General features: G+C 53.7%; 14 protein-coding genes and 1 tRNA gene. 5 read left to right on the forward strand and 10 right to left on the reverse strand.

Translation table 11 applies throughout. From position 1 onward, the window contains the following. Positions 1-3 precede the first annotated feature (3 nt). From HOL66_00155 to HOL66_00165, 3 genes are all read right to left on the reverse strand, one after another. On the reverse strand, positions 4-777 hold the full coding sequence (locus tag HOL66_00155) for a metal-dependent hydrolase (protein MBT5242635.1): 774 nt from the start codon (positions 775-777) through the stop codon (positions 4-6). 96 nt (positions 778-873) lie between these two features. Beyond that, entirely contained in the window at positions 874-2,253 is a 1,380-nt protein-coding gene (gor, locus tag HOL66_00160) for a glutathione-disulfide reductase (GenBank protein ID MBT5242636.1), read from the reverse strand. Between the two features lie 15 nt (positions 2,254-2,268). Continuing rightward, the gene (locus HOL66_00165; protein ID MBT5242637.1) at positions 2,269-3,720 is read right to left on the reverse strand and encodes an NAD-dependent succinate-semialdehyde dehydrogenase; all 1,452 of its coding nucleotides are present in this window, start codon (positions 3,718-3,720) and stop codon (positions 2,269-2,271) included. Positions 3,721-3,875: 155 nt separating this feature from the next. Here HOL66_00165 and HOL66_00170 point away from each other — a divergent pair, with 155 nt between their 5' ends. Together HOL66_00170 and HOL66_00175 are read left to right on the forward strand one after the other, a co-directional pair. Beyond that, positions 3,876-4,091, forward strand: a complete 216-nt coding sequence (locus HOL66_00170; GenBank protein ID MBT5242638.1) for a hypothetical protein — start codon at positions 3,876-3,878, stop codon at positions 4,089-4,091. A 63-nt stretch (positions 4,092-4,154) separates the two neighbouring features. Beyond that, a complete protein-coding gene (locus tag HOL66_00175) occupies positions 4,155-4,649 on the forward strand; it encodes a c-type cytochrome (protein ID MBT5242639.1) in 495 nt (164 codons plus the stop codon). Positions 4,650-4,750: 101 nt separating this feature from the next. Here the strand turns inward: HOL66_00175 and HOL66_00180 are convergent, their stop codons facing one another. Genes HOL66_00180 through glmU form a run of 3 tightly spaced genes read right to left on the reverse strand, consistent with a single transcriptional unit; the run spans position 4,751 to position 8,128 of the window. Continuing rightward, positions 4,751-4,963 (reverse strand): hypothetical protein, encoded by a 213-nt coding sequence (locus HOL66_00180; protein MBT5242640.1) that lies wholly within the window; start codon positions 4,961-4,963, stop codon positions 4,751-4,753. Next, positions 4,956-6,779 (reverse strand): glutamine--fructose-6-phosphate transaminase (isomerizing), encoded by a 1,824-nt coding sequence (glmS, locus tag HOL66_00185; GenBank protein ID MBT5242641.1) that lies wholly within the window; start codon positions 6,777-6,779, stop codon positions 4,956-4,958. Before glmS ends, HOL66_00180 begins: the two co-directional genes overlap by 8 nt. After that, positions 6,779-8,128, reverse strand: coding sequence for a bifunctional UDP-N-acetylglucosamine diphosphorylase/glucosamine-1-phosphate N-acetyltransferase GlmU (glmU, locus tag HOL66_00190; GenBank protein ID MBT5242642.1), 1,350 nt, complete (start codon positions 8,126-8,128; stop codon positions 6,779-6,781). Before glmU ends, glmS begins: the two co-directional genes overlap by 1 nt. A gap of 94 nt (positions 8,129-8,222) precedes the next feature. On the opposite strand from glmU, the gene gph reads away from it, so the two are divergent. Both gph and HOL66_00200 read left to right on the forward strand, forming a co-directional pair. Further along, entirely contained in the window at positions 8,223-8,909 is a 687-nt protein-coding gene (gph, locus tag HOL66_00195) for a phosphoglycolate phosphatase (GenBank protein ID MBT5242643.1), read from the forward strand. Between the two features lie 49 nt (positions 8,910-8,958). Next, positions 8,959-9,033, forward strand: a tRNA-Val gene (locus HOL66_00200). A 107-nt stretch (positions 9,034-9,140) separates the two neighbouring features. On the opposite strand, the gene HOL66_00205 is transcribed toward HOL66_00200, so the two are convergent. Together HOL66_00205 and HOL66_00210 are read right to left on the reverse strand one after the other, a co-directional pair. Continuing rightward, positions 9,141-10,322 (reverse strand): PAS domain-containing protein, encoded by a 1,182-nt coding sequence (locus tag HOL66_00205; protein ID MBT5242644.1) that lies wholly within the window; start codon positions 10,320-10,322, stop codon positions 9,141-9,143. A 103-nt stretch (positions 10,323-10,425) separates the two neighbouring features. Then, positions 10,426-11,319 (reverse strand): 50S ribosomal protein L11 methyltransferase, encoded by an 894-nt coding sequence (locus HOL66_00210; protein ID MBT5242645.1) that lies wholly within the window; start codon positions 11,317-11,319, stop codon positions 10,426-10,428. Between the two features lie 645 nt (positions 11,320-11,964). Here HOL66_00210 and HOL66_00215 point away from each other — a divergent pair. Beyond that, positions 11,965-12,546, forward strand: coding sequence for a helix-turn-helix transcriptional regulator (locus HOL66_00215; GenBank protein MBT5242646.1), 582 nt, complete (start codon positions 11,965-11,967; stop codon positions 12,544-12,546). Positions 12,547-12,562: 16 nt separating this feature from the next. On the opposite strand, the gene HOL66_00220 is transcribed toward HOL66_00215, so the two are convergent. Then, entirely contained in the window at positions 12,563-12,892 is a 330-nt protein-coding gene (locus HOL66_00220; GenBank protein ID MBT5242647.1) for a hypothetical protein, read from the reverse strand. A gap of 62 nt (positions 12,893-12,954) precedes the next feature. Then, positions 12,955-15,195, reverse strand: a complete 2,241-nt coding sequence (locus HOL66_00225; GenBank protein MBT5242648.1) for a UvrD-helicase domain-containing protein — start codon at positions 15,193-15,195, stop codon at positions 12,955-12,957. Positions 15,196-15,271: the final 76 nt, after the last annotated feature.

Here is a 15,271-nt window from a genome sequence, read left to right on the forward strand (position 1 = left end):
GATTTAGAAATCAGCGCTGTCGCCGGGTTGCATGATCTTGATGCCGGCAGTTCCGCCAAGTTCAGCCTTAACGTCTGCCTCTGCGGACAGGATCGGCCATGTTCCGTAGTGCATGGGTATCACCACATCAGCCTTGAAATATTTCTTGATTGCCAAAGCCGCAATCCCGGGATCCTGATTGTAAGGCCCGCCACCCGCCTGCAACAGAACGATGTTGGGCGAGAAGATTTCATCAATCAGCGCCATGTCACCGAAAATCCATGTATCGCCAGTATCATAGAGCGAACGCCCGTCAGCGAACTGGACAACATAACCCAGGGGTCTGCCGCCGGGGCTGCTGGAATGCATCGCCGGAACCAGATTCACGGTCACATCGCCAACCTTGAACTTGCCACCGGGATTACCTCCCATAGCCGCCCCTTCGGGCAAGTTAAGGCTTTTCAAATGATCAAACACACCGATAACCTTGGCCCCGGAGGCCGCAGCGATGGCTTCTGCGTCACCAACATGATCACCGTGGGAATGGGTCAGCAGGATTGCATCAGGCTTGTACCTGGACAAATCCTTGAATTTTTCAGGTGTCTTCGGGTTGTTCTTGATGAAGGGATCAAACAGCAGCGTCGTTCCCCCCGGCGACGTTACCTGAAAGGCGGCATGGCCAAGCCAGGTGACATGAATTTTTCCGTCCGATGCCAGTGTCGAAGAAGGCGCAGCAAACAGAAAAACAAACCAGACCGCCGCAAAAAATGCGCAGCCAAGGCGTGAGAACTTTGTCATTATTTCCTCCCCGTATTAAGGTTTCAGCCTAAAAATCTTTATTCTTTGCGCTTAAACGTACCCTATTTTTTCCCTGTATTGGAATAATTCCATTTATCAGGCAGATGGGCCCTCATGATCGGGGCGCTTTTCACGCATGGTGACAAATTCTTCCGCCGCCGAGGGGTGAATCCCGACGGTGGCGTCAAACTGCGCCTTGGTCGCACCGCACTTAATGGCGATACCCAGTCCCTGAATGATTTCCGGTGCGTCCAGACCCATCATGTGGCAACCGATGACGACATCGCTGCCAGCATCAACGATCAGTTTCATGAAGGTTTGCTCATCACGACCCGAAAGGGTGTACTTCATTGGCCGGAAACGCGACACATAGACATCGATGTCGCCGTATTGCTCGCGGGCTTGCTGCTCGGTTAGACCAACCGTGCCAATGGGCGGGCTGGAGAACACGGCGGTCGGGATATTGCCGTGATCGACTGCGGTCGGATTGTCTTTGAAAACCGTCTCAACGAATGCCACCCCTTCGGCGATGGCGACAGGAGTCAGGTTGGCCCGGTCGGTAACATCACCAACAGCCCAAATGCTGTCGACAGCGGTTGACGAGAAGGCATCGACGACGACGGCGCCTTTTTTGTTCAATTCAACGCCGACCTCTTCCAGGCCGAGGCCCGCTGTATTGGGGGTACGCCCGGTGGCGTACATGACCAAATCGGTTTCGATGATTTCACCACCGGCGAGCCTTAGGGAATACAAATCATCCTGTTTCTCAATACTGCGGATAACGGACTCGGTCTTAACGGTAATACCGCGTTTTTCCATCTCGTCGGCCAGACACATACGGATATCATCATCGAAACCACGCAGGATCGTATCGGCGCGCAACACCAGCGTCACATCTACGCCCAGGCTATTAAAGATACCGGCAAATTCGACGGCAATATATCCGGCCCCGACGATGACAATACGTTTGGGAAGTTGTTTCAGGTCCAGGGCCTCGTTGGAACTGATGACGTGTTCAATACCGGGAACTTCCGGTGTTGATGGCCAGCCGCCAACGGCGACCAAAATATTTTTGGCACTGTAGCTTTTTCCCGCAACCTCGATGGAATGTTCACCGGTGATCACAGCCCGCCCGTCAATCAGGTCAACCTTGTTCTCTCCCAGAATACGCAAGTAGACGTTGTTTAAACGATCAAGCTCCTTGTCCTTGGCGGCAATCAGCCTAGGCCAGTCGAACCCAGGTTCGGAAACGTTCCAGCCGTAACCGGCGGCATCTTCAAAGTCGTCGGCAAAGTGCCCGGCATAAACCAGTAATTTCTTTGGCACGCAGCCCCGAAGCACACAGGTGCCGCCGACCCGACTTTCTTCCACCACCGCCACCCGGGCACCTGTTTGCGCGGCCAGGCGTGACGCGCGCACACCACCCGAACCGGCGCCAATGGTGATCAGATCGTAATCGAATTGGGGTAAATTCAATTTTAGTCTCCTGTCTTACATGCCGCCCAGGCACATATATTTGATCTCTACATATTCCTCGATGCCATATTTTGAGCCTTCGCGGCCAATGCCGGATTCCTTGACCCCGCCGAAGGGCGCGACCTCGCTTGAAATGATCCCTTCGTTGGCACCGACGATGCCGTACTCCAGTGCTTCGGATACACGCCAGACACGACCGATATCACGGCTGTAAAAATATGCCGCCAGCCCGAAGGGGGTATCGTTGGCCATGGCGACCGCCTCGGCTTCCGTTTTAAAACGGTAGAGGGGCGCTACGGGTCCAAAAATTTCCTCGTTGGCCATGCGCATACCGGGATCAATGTCCGTCAGAACAGTCGGTTCATAGAAAGTCGCGCCCAGATCGCTGCGCTTGCCGCCCAGAACCACTTTGGCTCCCTTCTCAACAGCGTCAGCAACCAGGCCCTCGACCTTCTCAAGAGCCTTCTCGTTAATCAACGGCCCCTGGGTCGCATTAGATGTCAGGCCCGGACCAACGCTCAGCTTGGCAACAGCGGCGACCAGCTTTTCGGCGAATTCATCATAGATACTGTCCTGAACCAAAATACGGTTAGCGCAAACACAGGTCTGTCCGGTGTTGCGATACTTCGACGCCATCACTCCGGTGATGGCGGCGTTGATATCGGCATCATCGAAAATGATAAACGGTGCGTTACCGCCAAGTTCCATGGAGACTTTCTTGACCGTATCGGCGCACTGTTTCATCAGCAACTTGCCAACCGGTGTCGAGCCTGTGAACGACAGTTTTCGGACCACAGGATTAGACGTCAACTCGCCGCCAATATCGGCCGGAACACCGCTGATAATATTGATAATCCCGGCAGGGATACCCGCCCGTTCGGCCAATTCGGCCAGGGCAAAGGCTGAATACGGCGTGTCCTCGGCAGGTTTGATGACAACCGGACAGCCTGCCGCCAGGGCGGGAGCGCATTTTCGGGTAATCATCGCAGTCGGAAAATTCCACGGCGTGATCGAGGCGACAACCCCGATCGGTTGCTTGATAACGACGATGCGCCGGTCGTTTGACGGGGCCGGGATGGTGTCCCCGTAAACGCGCTTGGCTTCTTCGGCGAACCATTCAACGAAGGACGCTCCGTAGACAATTTCAGCCATCGCCTCAGCCAGGGGTTTGCCCATTTCCGCCGTCATGATCATCGCCAGATCGGACTGGTTCTCAAGGATCAATTCGTACCAGCGACGCAAAATGGCTGATCTTTCCTTGGCCGTTTTGCCTGCCCATGCCGGCATCGCAGCCTGGGCGGCGTCAATGGCGCGGGCTGTTTCGCTGGCCCCCATTTTGGGAACCGCCCCCAGCACGGAGCCATCGGCGGGGTTCAGGACATCAAAGGTCGCCCCGTCATCGGCATCGGCCCATTGGCCGCCTAAGTAACATTGTTGCCTGAACAGACTGGAATCATTGAGTTGCATGGATGATCTCGCTTGTTTTTGAAGAGCCGGAGTATAGTCAGTGGAATATGGTGAGTGAACCACCTTTCCGCCAGTCGGAATTGCTGGATTGCCAACCCAGACACCCCATATGATGATGTGAGAGTAATCCATTAACCACCCGGGGAGGACAAACCATGGCCGGAGACAAAATCTCGGTAACCTTTGAAATTCAGCCTGACGCTGAAAAAATGCTGGAATACGCGGCGACCCAATACGGCCTTCCCAGTAAAGATAAGGCTTTGCGTTGCCTGCTTGATTATCTGGCCAAGGACGCCAACTGGAATCAGATATTCACCCTGATCCGCTGCACCCGCTGTAAAGACAGCAGCGGCTGGAAGCCACCGGAATAACTTTACGCCCTTGACCTTACCGTTGCTGGAAGCCTGAGAATTCACATTCACTCAAGGATTTTCATGATCATGGCCGGAAAAACAAATATCATCATAATCGGGGTTATCATCGTCGTTGTCGGCGTCATCGGCAGCGCTTACGTCAATGTCTTGGGTGTCAGCGAGGAAACACAGGCAATCGACTGGGCTGATCCGGGCAACAAGGAACTGGTTACACGCGGAGCGGTAATTTACGACGAGGTGTGCGGAACCTGTCACGGCAACAACCTGCAAGGCCAGCCCGACTGGCGGACCAAAACAGAAGACGGCATGTTACCCGCCCCACCCCATGACGCCAGCGGCCATACCTGGCACCACCCGGATCAACTGCTGTTCGAGATTACCAAATTCGGTGGTCAGAAAAACGCCCCCGAAGGATTCATCAGCGCCATGCCCGAATTCGGCGATATTTTAAACGATGAAGAGATATGGGCCTCGCTGGCATACATCAAAAGCCGCTGGCCCGAAAACATCCGCAAACGCCACGCCCAAATGTCCGAACGGATGAAGGTGAACTAGATCAAACTGCATTAAAGTGAAGCTACTTTAATGCAGATAATTTTGATCGTTTTCTAAATATATCGAGCAACTAATCTGCGTTTAATTAAACGCAGGTTGCTCTAGGCTTTATCGTCGAAGATTCTTCGGGCGATCCTGAGAAGGTGTTCGACCTTCTCGCAACGACAATCACACTTTAAGGGATATTTCAGATCGATTGTATGAAGAGCCTTCCGCTCGTCCGTACAGGGCTCGCAGAACCCTTGCCGCACATCGTGCAGCAACAATTTCGCATCTTTTTTGTAGTCGTGATCCGAATATAACGTTTCACTCAACAGTCACGCTCTTTGCCAGGTTTCGGGGCTGGTCCACATCCGTACCTTTGATAACGGCGGTATGGTAGGCCAACAACTGTACGGGAATAGCGTACAGGATAGGTGTTACGAAATCCTCAACAACAGGCAATGCGACTGTCGCGGCCGCCAATTTACCCAAGTCCTTGACCCCTTCGGTGTCGCTCATGAAGATAACCCGCCCGCCCCGGGCAATCACTTCCTGCATGTTTGAGGCGGTTTTTTCAAACAGGTTGTCTTTAGGAGCGATGACGATGACCGGGACGTTGTCGTCAATCAGGGCAATAGGGCCATGCTTCATTTCTCCGGCGGCGTAACCTTCGGCGTGGATATAGGAAATCTCTTTCAGCTTTAAGGCGCCTTCCAGAGCAATCGGATAACTGACGCCGCGGCCAAGGTAAAGAACGTCGCGGGCCTCGGCGACTTCCTGGGCCAGTTCGCGCAGGGCCTCGTCATGATTGAGCACTTCCGCCGCCCGGGCCGGGACCTCCGCCAAAGCCCCGGTCAAGTTGGCAGCGCTGTTATGATCCATGGTTCCCCTGGCGCGGCCAAGGGCGATGGTCAGGCAGGCCAGAACCGTAAGCTGGGTGGTGAACGCCTTGGTCGAGGCGACGCCCACTTCAGGCCCGGCGTAGGTTTGCAAAACGGCGTCTGATTCCCGGGCGATGGTGCTTTCGGGAACATTAACGATAGAGAGAATTTTCTGGTTCTGGCTGCGCGCGTAACGCAATGCCGCCAGGGTGTCCATGGTCTCGCCCGACTGGGAAATGAACAACGCCAGGCCGTTTTCGGGCATGGCAGCAGCGCGGTAACGAAATTCTGAGGCAACATCGACCTCGACCGGCATGCGGACCAGACTTTCAATCCAGTACTTGGCGACCATGGCGGCGTATGACGACGTTCCGCAGGCGATGATCGTCACCTTGCTAAGACTGGCAAGATCAATATCGATGTCGCCAAGCGACACTTCCCGACTGGCCGGATTGACATAAGAATGCAGCGTATCGCCAATGACCTGCGGTTGCTCGTAGATTTCCTTGAGCATGAAGTGGCGGTAGCCGCCCTTGCCGACGGTCGCACCGGACAGTTCTGTTAGTCGCACAAGACGTTCAATTTCCTGATCGTCTTCATCAAAAACTGTCGCCCCCTGGCCGGTTATGATCGCCCAGTCACCATCTTCCAGATACATGATTTTTTTGGTCAGGTGGGCCAGCGCCAGGGCGTCACTGCCCAAGAACATTTCACCCTCGCCAAAACCGATGGCCAGCGGTGAGCCACGACGTGCCGCGATCATCAAATCTTCTTCGCCCGCAAACAGGATGCCCAACGAGAACGCCCCGCGCAGCCGCTTCAATGATTTTGCCGTGGCTTCCCTGGGGCTGTCGCCCCTATCAAGATAGGCCGTGATCAGGTGGGCGACGACTTCCGTATCGGTTTCCGACGCCAACACCGCACCCGCAGCCATCACTTCGTCTTTAAGCTCCTGAAAGTTTTCAATGATGCCGTTGTGGACAATCACCACTTTGTCGGTGGCATGGGGATGGGCGTTTTCTTCATTCGGAATCCCGTGGGTCGCCCAACGGGTATGGCCGATGCCGGTGCAACCACTCAAGGGTTCATCCTGCAAACGTCCCGCAAGATTGACCAGCTTGCCTTCAGCGCGACGGCGTTCAATTCCGTTCTCATTCAGGGTCGCAATGCCAGCCGAATCATAGCCCCGGTATTCCAGTCGTTTTAGGCCATCGAGCAACAACGGAGCCGCCTCGCCTTTTCCGATAATGCCGATAATGCCGCACATTATTTTTTCTTCTTTGCTTTTTCGGCGCTTTTGCGCTCGCGGTTGGCTTTGGCCCAGCCATCGACTTGCCGATAGTTGGCACGGGTAACGCCAAGTGCGTCCGCGTCAACGTCCTTGCTGAGCGTTGATCCGGCCCCGACCACCGCACCCTCGCCAATCGTCACAGGCGCCACCAGGGCGGTGTTGGAACCAATAAACGCGCCCTTGCCAATAACGGTTTTCGACTTGAAAAAACCATCGTAATTGCAGGTGATGGTGCCGGCGCCGATGTTGGCTCCGGCGCCGACTTCCGCATCACCGATATAGGACAGGTGCGAGATCTTGGCCGCGGGTTCTATTACCGCATTTTTTATTTCAACAAAATTGCCAACCTTAGCGCCTTCGCCAAGGTTGGTCCCCGGGCGCAACCTGGCGAACGGACCAACGCTGGCCTTGGGGTTAACGGTTGCCCCTTCAAGGTGACTAAAAGCATTGATCGTCGCACCCTCGCCAACGCTGACACCCGGCCCGAAAAACACATTCGGGCCGATCGAAACATCAGAGCCAATGACTGTATCGTAGCTTAGAAATACGGTTGTCGGATCGGTCATGGTGACGCCATCCGACATTGCTTCAAAACGCAGGCGATCCTGCAAAATAGCTTCGGCTTCGGCCAGATCGGCACGACTGTCGATGCCGATCAACTCATCCGGGTCGCCTTCCCACACGACGCATGTCAGTCCGTCGGCGCGGGCAAGGCCAATAATGTCGGTCAGGTAATATTCACCCTTGGCGTTGTCGTTGCCAACACGCTCAAGCAGGCTCCACAACACCGTGCCGTCTATGGACATGACCCCGGAATTGCAAAGATCAATTTCAAGTTGCGCGTCGGTGGCGTCCTTGGCTTCGACAATAGCCTCAAGGTTTCCATCTTCACCAACAATCAAGCGGCCATAGAGACCCGGATCATCGGGCCTGAAGCCGAGCACCGCAACAGCCGCGTCCTGAGCGCGCACATCAAGAAGATGCTCCAGTGTCGATAAGGTGATCAAGGGGTCGGCCCCGAAGATCACCAGCACGTCACCATCAAAATCACCGATTGTTTCGCGCGCCGCCAAAACCGCGTGCGCCGTGCCCAAGCGTTCGGACTGGACCGCTGTCGGGAATGGTGAAACAGCCTCTGACACCGAATCCATGAAATCGCCAACGACGACACAGACATTTTCAGGATCGAGTCCCTCGACAGTTTCCATCAGGTGGCTGATCATCGGTCGCCCCGCCAAAGGGTGCATGACCTTAGGCAGTTTTGACTTCATACGGGTGCCAAGTCCTGCGGCCAGCACGATAACGGCGATTTTTGAAGTGGTCATCGGAATAGATTTGCCCTAAAAAGCGTTTCCTTGGTGGGGAACTTGCCACATGGCGGGAATCCCGCCAAGTCAAAGATTGTTACGGAGTTTTGCAATGAATAAGAAGAGCCCCCTGAAAGCTGTCCTGTTTGATCTGGATGGAACCCTGATTGACAGTGCCCCGGATCTGCACAGCGCCGCCAATAAGCTGCTGGCGGAAGAAAATCGCCGTCCGGTCAGCCTTTCGGAATTGACCAATATGATCGGCGACGGGGTTCCTAAACTGGTTGAGCGTGCTTTTGAGGCGACGGGTGAACCGGTACCTGCTGGCGGCCTTGAGGCCCTTGCGAAGCGTTACCTTGAGTTTTACGAACCCCACTGCGCTGATTTGACCACAGCCTTTCCCGGCACCATCGACTGCCTGAGGGCATTAAAGGGAGACGGCTACGCCCTCGCCGTTTGCACCAACAAGCCTTATGTGGCGACCCTGGAAATTCTTGCCCCCCTGGGCCTTTCGGAATTCTTTGACGTGATCATCGGTGGCGATACCCTGCCCGGCATCAAAAAACCCGATCCACGCCATTTGCTGGCGGCGCTCGATAAATTGGGCCTGACACCTGACCAGGCGATCATGATCGGCGACAACGCAAATGACGTAAACGCCGCCAAAGGTGCTGGCATCCCGGTTATTGTTTGTCGCTTCGGCTACACAAAAGGAGCCGCGGAAAATTTGGGCGGTGATCTGATTATCGATCATTTCGACGACCTGGCCCACACCATCAACGACTTTGCTTGCGCTTGACAATCAGCGCCCGGCGACCCTATATCTCGGCTTCCTTGGGAATATCTAAGGGCGCGTAGCTCAGCGGGAGAGCACTCGCTTCACACGCGAGGGGTCACTGGTTCAATCCCAGTCGTGCCCACCAAAGAACCCAGACCTAAAGTCTGGGCTTTTTTTGTGGATAAGCACGACTGAATCATATGAAAGCAAGCCGCAAAAGCGGCTTGGCGCGTGCCCACCAAAATCTCATTTTTATTGACGCAGACGCGTTGAGGGGAAGGTTAGCCTCACCTTTGTCCCTTCGCCGGGCGTGCTTGAAATTTCCATACTGCCATCATGCATTTCAACCAGGGATTTGGTTATGGGCAAGCCAAGGCCGGTGCCTTCGTTATTTCTGATCAAGCTCTGATCGACCTGACCAAATTGTGTCAAGGCGATGGAAATATCTTCATCGGTCATACCGATGCCCGTATCGGCAACAGATACAAGCAGATCGCCCTTGTCATTCAGACCACTTTCGATGGTGATAGAGCCACCTTCCGGGGTGAACTTGATGGAATTTGTCAGCAAGTTGAGGATGATTTGCTTGATCCGTCGCTCATCAATAAAAAGTGGCGGAATGGCATTTGGAACTTTTAGGTAAATGCAGACGCCAGCAGCGGCAGCTCTTTGTTCAACAAGCCTCTGACAGGCCGAAATGATATCCTCAATGTCGACCGCAACTTCATCAACTGACAGCTCGCCAGCTTCAATTGCGGATACATCAAGAATATCATCGATCAGCTGCAACAGATGTTTGCCCGAACCGTAAATAAGGTCGACATATTCCTCGTACTTGGGATTATCAATAGCCCCGAATATCTGCGTTTTCATGGCGTCGCTAAAACCGATAATGGCGTTAAGCGGTGTCCGTAATTCATGGCTCATAGAACCCAGGAAAAGCGATTTGACCCGATTTGCCGCTTCGGCAGCGTCGCGGGTTTTAATAAGGTCCCGGGTTTGCTCATCGACCAGTTGTTGAAGCTGGTCACGGTGATTGGCAAGTTCTTCTTCCAGACGTAGCCGTTTGGATATATTGCGCCACACCACATGTATGAGTTTGCGTTCCTGAAATGGTATCGCCGTTAACAATACTTCGACGGGGAAGTCCTCGCCGTTGGCGCGGGTGTGTATCCAGACAAAGCGGTGACTCCCCGAAGCCATGGCAATGGAAATCATTTCGTTGGCTTTATCAAAGGAATTCTGACCATCGGGCTGGTGAGACGGGGATAACTGCGAGGGGTGCGTTTGAAGCATTTCTTCCCGGTTCGCATAGCCCATCATTTTCAGGACAGCATCATTGCAATCAACGAATTTCTCATGATCAATAATCAGCATGGCATCAGCCGAATGCTCGAAAAGAATTTGATATTGATCGCGCTTGAATTCCGTCATCGGGTATGCGCCACCTTTTTGAAAAAGGATATGCAGCCTTTTGTCATTGTAACGCCCAACGCCAAAAACAGGAAGCGGCCAGTCGTTCAACAAATAGCGATCTTCAACGCCCTAGAACAAGCGTTCGCCAGCCCTTGATATGATAAGACCTAACCAGCCGAAACCCTTGGCGATAGTAGGCGGCGTAAACACGATTGGCATCGATTTCCAGAAAGCCGCCCAAAATGACTATGCCGCCACCCATGGCACGACTTCTTGACCTCGCACCGACGGCCTTGGCCATTTTACAAAGAGGGTTGGCGAGAATATTCGAGACAATCAAATCGTAAGGCCCGTTTTGCTTGACCAGGGCTGAGTGATACCCGTTGGAGCGCGAAATCCGCACCAGCGGCCCAACACCGTTGCGGCGGCTGTTTTCGTGCGCCACCAGTACGGCGTTGGTTTCCAGGTCCATCCCATGGACGTGCACCCGCCAGGCCTTGGCAATGGCGATGGAAAGAATGCCCGATCCACAACCCATATCCAGTGGATTGATAACGTTTTGCCGCCCGACAAGATCACTGAGCGCCAGCAGGCAGCCCATGGTCGTGGCGTGTTCACCCGAACCAAAGGCCCGGCCGGGATTAAGACAGATCGGAATACGGGCTTGCGGAATATCCATATCGTAATGTGTGCCATAGATAAAAAACCGGCCCGCATTGGTCGGTGGGAACATCCGCAAACTTTCAGCAACCCAGTCGCGGGGAGCCACCGGGATCACCGTCACTTCGGGAACGGGAATGGAAAATTCACCAGCGACGACGCTCATGGCCACAGCCAAGGCAGCCCCTTCGGGCTTGCGCTCTGTGAAGCCTTCGATGCGCCATTCACCTTCGCTGTCGGTGGCGAACCAGGAAATCGACTCACAGAACGGATCAAGGGCTTCTTCAAAAGCGTTGACGCTTAGCGCCGTAGCGGCGACTTCGATACGCCAAAGAGCATCCGGTTTATTGTTCATCTGGCAAGAGCCGATCACGCTTAAACAGAATCATTACTTGATTCCGTTTAAGCGTGTGAATCGGCTCGCTCCTTAAAGAATCGATCAGTTTTTCACGTTTCGTTCGAACACAACGTGTTCAAACTTAACGTGAACTGATCTAGGTATGGGGGAGCGCGCCTTGCGGCGTCAACAAAAATTCGGCGCTTACGCCATCGGGCAACATCTTTTATCCGACTTCAGTCGTAATGCCGCACGTTCCACGCATTCAATTGGCGGGCAAGTTCCAAATATAGATCTTCTTTATGATTCCTTAAGTGGAGCGACAGAGACAAAGTACGTAAGCGGCCCTCAAGGCAATGCGCACATTTCATCGGGCTTGTTGGCCCGCCCCAGACGCAAACATCAACACATAACCCGGATTCAGTTCGCGTCTGAGTCCATATTTCCACGGCCTTTTCCCATGCTTCTAAAGAAAGCAAATCGATGATTCTTTGGTCCATAGGCAAAAGAAGCTAAATTACAAATATAGGTTTAGTTTCTACATAGAAACGCTACCTGTTAAAAATTAGCTCTGCAACCTATACATTTGCATAGGTTGTATTGCACGACGACTCATTCTAGTCATGAATAGAAAAAGAGAGGCTGGTGGAAAGAAAGCAGATTATGAACCGGTTTTTCTCATCACTAAAGCAGGCGAAAGATGTGGAAGAGATCAGCCAGCTCACCGCCAGATTTCTCTCTCGTATTTCCGACAAGCTAAACAAGCATATGGTCTGGATGGTCGATAGTTCAGGAAAAAGAACTGCGGTGCACGGCGAGGGTAATAATCAGGGGTTCAAGGAAAGCCCGCAAAACCTGCCCGTCACAAACCATTTATGGATGCTTGTTGAACCGCCAGAGAGCAACACCGAAGCACCGAAATATCCATCCCTGGCGCATTCCCGAAAAAACGAACACAGGAATTCACAGCAAGCCGTCGCCGCCTGTATTGTCTACGCCCACACCTGCATCATATCCTTAAAGCAGAGAGAAAGAGCGTTAAAGGCGGGGATATCGCCTCGGGAACGCGAAACCCTGTTGCTATTAGCGCGGGGTTTTCGAAGTGACAAAATTGCCCATCGCATGGGGATCAAACGGGTCACCGTAAACCTGCATATTTCTAATGCCCGGCGCAAACTGGCCTCTACAACCCGCGAACAGGCCGTCGCGCAAGCGGTTCACATGGGCATTATTTCACCCAGGTAAAAAAATCAGCCGGCGATCAGGCGACGCTTCGGGTGCGCGGGGGAGCGGAACTGGGTATGAAATCGCCATATTTGTCGACAGGTTCGTTCTCGCGTTTTTGCTTCGCGCCCTTTTCGAGTTTACGCAAGGTTTCCTGGCTGCTTTGGCGGGCCCGTCTTAGTTCCTGAACTTCCTGTTTCAGGGAAGCCAGTTGTCCGTCCTTGTTATCCAGATCAACACGGATCTGCTTAACGTAAGATTTCAGAAATTCTTCGTTCTGGCCATTAATTCGGCGCAAAGCCTCAGCACTGACCACAACAGCTGAAATCGCCAACAACAATGCCGCAACGGATAAAAATAAAGCCATTCTGGCCCTCCTTCGTTCAAGAAGTCAGGCTAATGGCCGTTTCTCAACAAATAGTTAAAAAGTCAGGTTTGCTCGACAAAACCCGCCATTACCTTCTTTGTTCCAGCTTTCTCGAAGGCAATTTCCAGTTTGTCGCTATCAATAGACAGTATTTTGCCGTAGCCGAACTTCTGGTGAAAGACCCGCTGTCCGAGTTCCAGAAATTCAGCATCCTCACCACCGCCACTGCTTTTAGGGCCGGCCCAGCGCCCCGGTTGCTCGGAAAAACCGGTGCGGCGACTGCGCTGACGGGGCACATCCAGAAAATTACCAGACTCACCCCCAGTACCATACAGTCCCTGATCAGCCGATTGCTCGACGTTATCGGGTGGCAATTCATCGATAAAGCGTGACGGAATGGCCGATTGCCAGTTGCCATAGATGCGCCGATTGGCAGCAAAACTGATCATGGCGCGTTTTCGGGCCCGGGTTAGACCGACGTAAGCAAGCCGACGTTCTTCCTCCAGTGCCGAAGAACCACCTTCGTCCAATGCCCGCTGATGGGGGAACAGGCCCTCCTCCCATCCAGGCAGGAAGACGGTGTCGAATTCAAGCCCTTTGGCACCATGAAGGGTCATTAGGGTGAGTTTATCTTCAGCTGTCGTCGCTTCGTTTTCCATAACCAGCGACACATGTTCAAGAAAGCCTTGCAGATTCTCGAAATCCTCCATGGCGGTGAGCAGTTCTTTCAAGTTCTCAAGTCGTCCCGGCGCTTCGGGGGCTTTGCTCATTTTCCACATGACGGTGTAGCCGGATTCGTCCAGCACCTGCCGGGTCAGGTCCACATGATTGACCTCTGCGGCGAGGGTGCGCCAACGGCTGAAATCATTGAGCAGTTCCTGCAAGGTGGTACGCGCCCTGGCCCGCAGCTCATCTGTTTCGAGCAGCTTGTGGACGGCCACAATCATCGGAATGCGCTCTGCCCGGGCGTAGATGTTTATGGTTTGAATGGTGGTATCGCCAAGCCCCCGTTTGGGCGTATTGACAATCCGCTCAAAAGCCAGGTCATCGTCGGGCTGGGAGATCACCCGCAGATAAGCGATGGCGTCGCGAATTTCCAGGCGTTCGTAAAACCGGGCCCCACCGATAATCCTGTAAGGAAGACCCAGCGTGATCAGCCGTTCTTCAAATTCGCGAGTCTGAAAACCGGCCCGCACCAATACCGCCATGTCGTTGAGTTTGTGGCCCCTGTTTTGCTGGACTTCGATTTCATCGCCGACGATGCGGGCTTCCTCGACCCCGTCCCAGACGCCGCGAACTCCGACCTTCTCGCCTTCATTTAATTCGGTCCACAAGGTTTTACCGAGACGTCCCTCGTTGTGAGAGATCAGACCTGAGGCCGCCCCAAGGATATGCGGGGTGGAGCGATAATTGCGTTCAAGACGAACAACCTTGGCACCGGGAAAATCTTTCTCGAAACGTAAAATATTGCCGACTTCGGCGCCGCGCCACGAATAAATCGACTGATCATCATCACCGACACAACAGATATTTTTATGTGTTTGGGCGAGCATACGCAGCCACAGGTACTGGGCAACGTTGGTATCCTGATATTCATCAACCAGAAGGTAACGGAACTTGCGCTGATATTCCTGCAGGATCGATGGCTGGGCTTTAAACAGCTCCAGACATAACAACAGCAGATCACCAAAATCAGCAGCGTTAAGGGTCGTCAAGCGGTCCTGATATTCTTTATAAATCAGCACCGCCTTGCCATCGGCACTGTCCGAACCTTCCGTATCGCCCACCGCGTCCGGCATCAGGCCACGATCTTTCCAGCGCTGAATAAGGTTCGATATAACCCGCGGCGGCCAGCGTTTTTCATCAATATTGTGAGCTTCCACCAGTTGTTTGAGCAGCCGCACCTGATCGTCCTGATCAATAATGGTGAAGTTTGATTTAAGGCCGACTGCCTCTGCATGACGGCGCAGGATGCGCGCACCCAAGGCGTGAAAAGTGCCGATCCACCAGCCTTCTGTGGCCCGCCCCAATAGCCCGCCGACCCGATCCTGCATTTCGCGCGCCGCCTTGTTGGTAAAGGTAACGGCGAGCACTTCCCAGGGTGCGGCTTTACCCTGCACCAAAATATGGGAAAGCCGCGTCGTCAGAACCCGGGTCTTGCCCGTACCGGCACCGGCCAATACCAGAACCGGCCCCTCAACAGCCTCGACAGCGTCGCGCTGGCTCTCATTCAAACCATCCAGATAGGCAGGAGCGGACGGTGCAGGAGGTGGTTCGGCGGCAAGATCAAAAGAATCAGACATGACAAATATATAACGCGCCGGTGATCTGATTAGAACCCGAATCCTTTGGCATTTTTTCTCAATAGAGCGGACGATA

It is taken from the genome of Rhodospirillaceae bacterium (genome assembly GCA_018662005.1).
Classification (GTDB): domain Bacteria; phylum Pseudomonadota; class Alphaproteobacteria; order Rhodospirillales; family JABHCV01; genus JACNJU01.

Bases quoted from the DNA above. Each gene is read 5' to 3' on its own strand.
- HOL66_00175 (MBT5242639.1), top strand. From the start codon at position 4,155: ATGATCATGGCCGGAAAAACAAATATCATCATAATCGGGGTTATCATC.
- HOL66_00170 (MBT5242638.1), top strand. From the start codon at position 3,876: ATGGCCGGAGACAAAATCTCGGTAACCTTTGAAATTCAGCCTGACGCT.
- HOL66_00225 (MBT5242648.1), bottom strand. From the start codon at position 15,195: ATGTCTGATTCTTTTGATCTTGCCGCCGAACCACCTCCTGCACCGTCC.
- HOL66_00215 (MBT5242646.1), top strand. From the start codon at position 11,965: ATGAACCGGTTTTTCTCATCACTAAAGCAGGCGAAAGATGTGGAAGAG.
- glmU (MBT5242642.1), bottom strand. From the start codon at position 8,128: ATGACCACTTCAAAAATCGCCGTTATCGTGCTGGCCGCAGGACTTGGC.
- HOL66_00205 (MBT5242644.1), bottom strand. From the start codon at position 10,322: ATGACGGAATTCAAGCGCGATCAATATCAAATTCTTTTCGAGCATTCG.
- gph (MBT5242643.1), top strand. From the start codon at position 8,223: ATGAATAAGAAGAGCCCCCTGAAAGCTGTCCTGTTTGATCTGGATGGA.
- glmS (MBT5242641.1), bottom strand. From the start codon at position 6,779: ATGTGCGGCATTATCGGCATTATCGGAAAAGGCGAGGCGGCTCCGTTG.
- HOL66_00210 (MBT5242645.1), bottom strand. From the start codon at position 11,319: ATGAACAATAAACCGGATGCTCTTTGGCGTATCGAAGTCGCCGCTACG.
- HOL66_00155 (MBT5242635.1), bottom strand. From the start codon at position 777: ATGACAAAGTTCTCACGCCTTGGCTGCGCATTTTTTGCGGCGGTCTGG.
- HOL66_00220 (MBT5242647.1), bottom strand. From the start codon at position 12,892: ATGGCTTTATTTTTATCCGTTGCGGCATTGTTGTTGGCGATTTCAGCT.
- HOL66_00165 (MBT5242637.1), bottom strand. From the start codon at position 3,720: ATGCAACTCAATGATTCCAGTCTGTTCAGGCAACAATGTTACTTAGGC.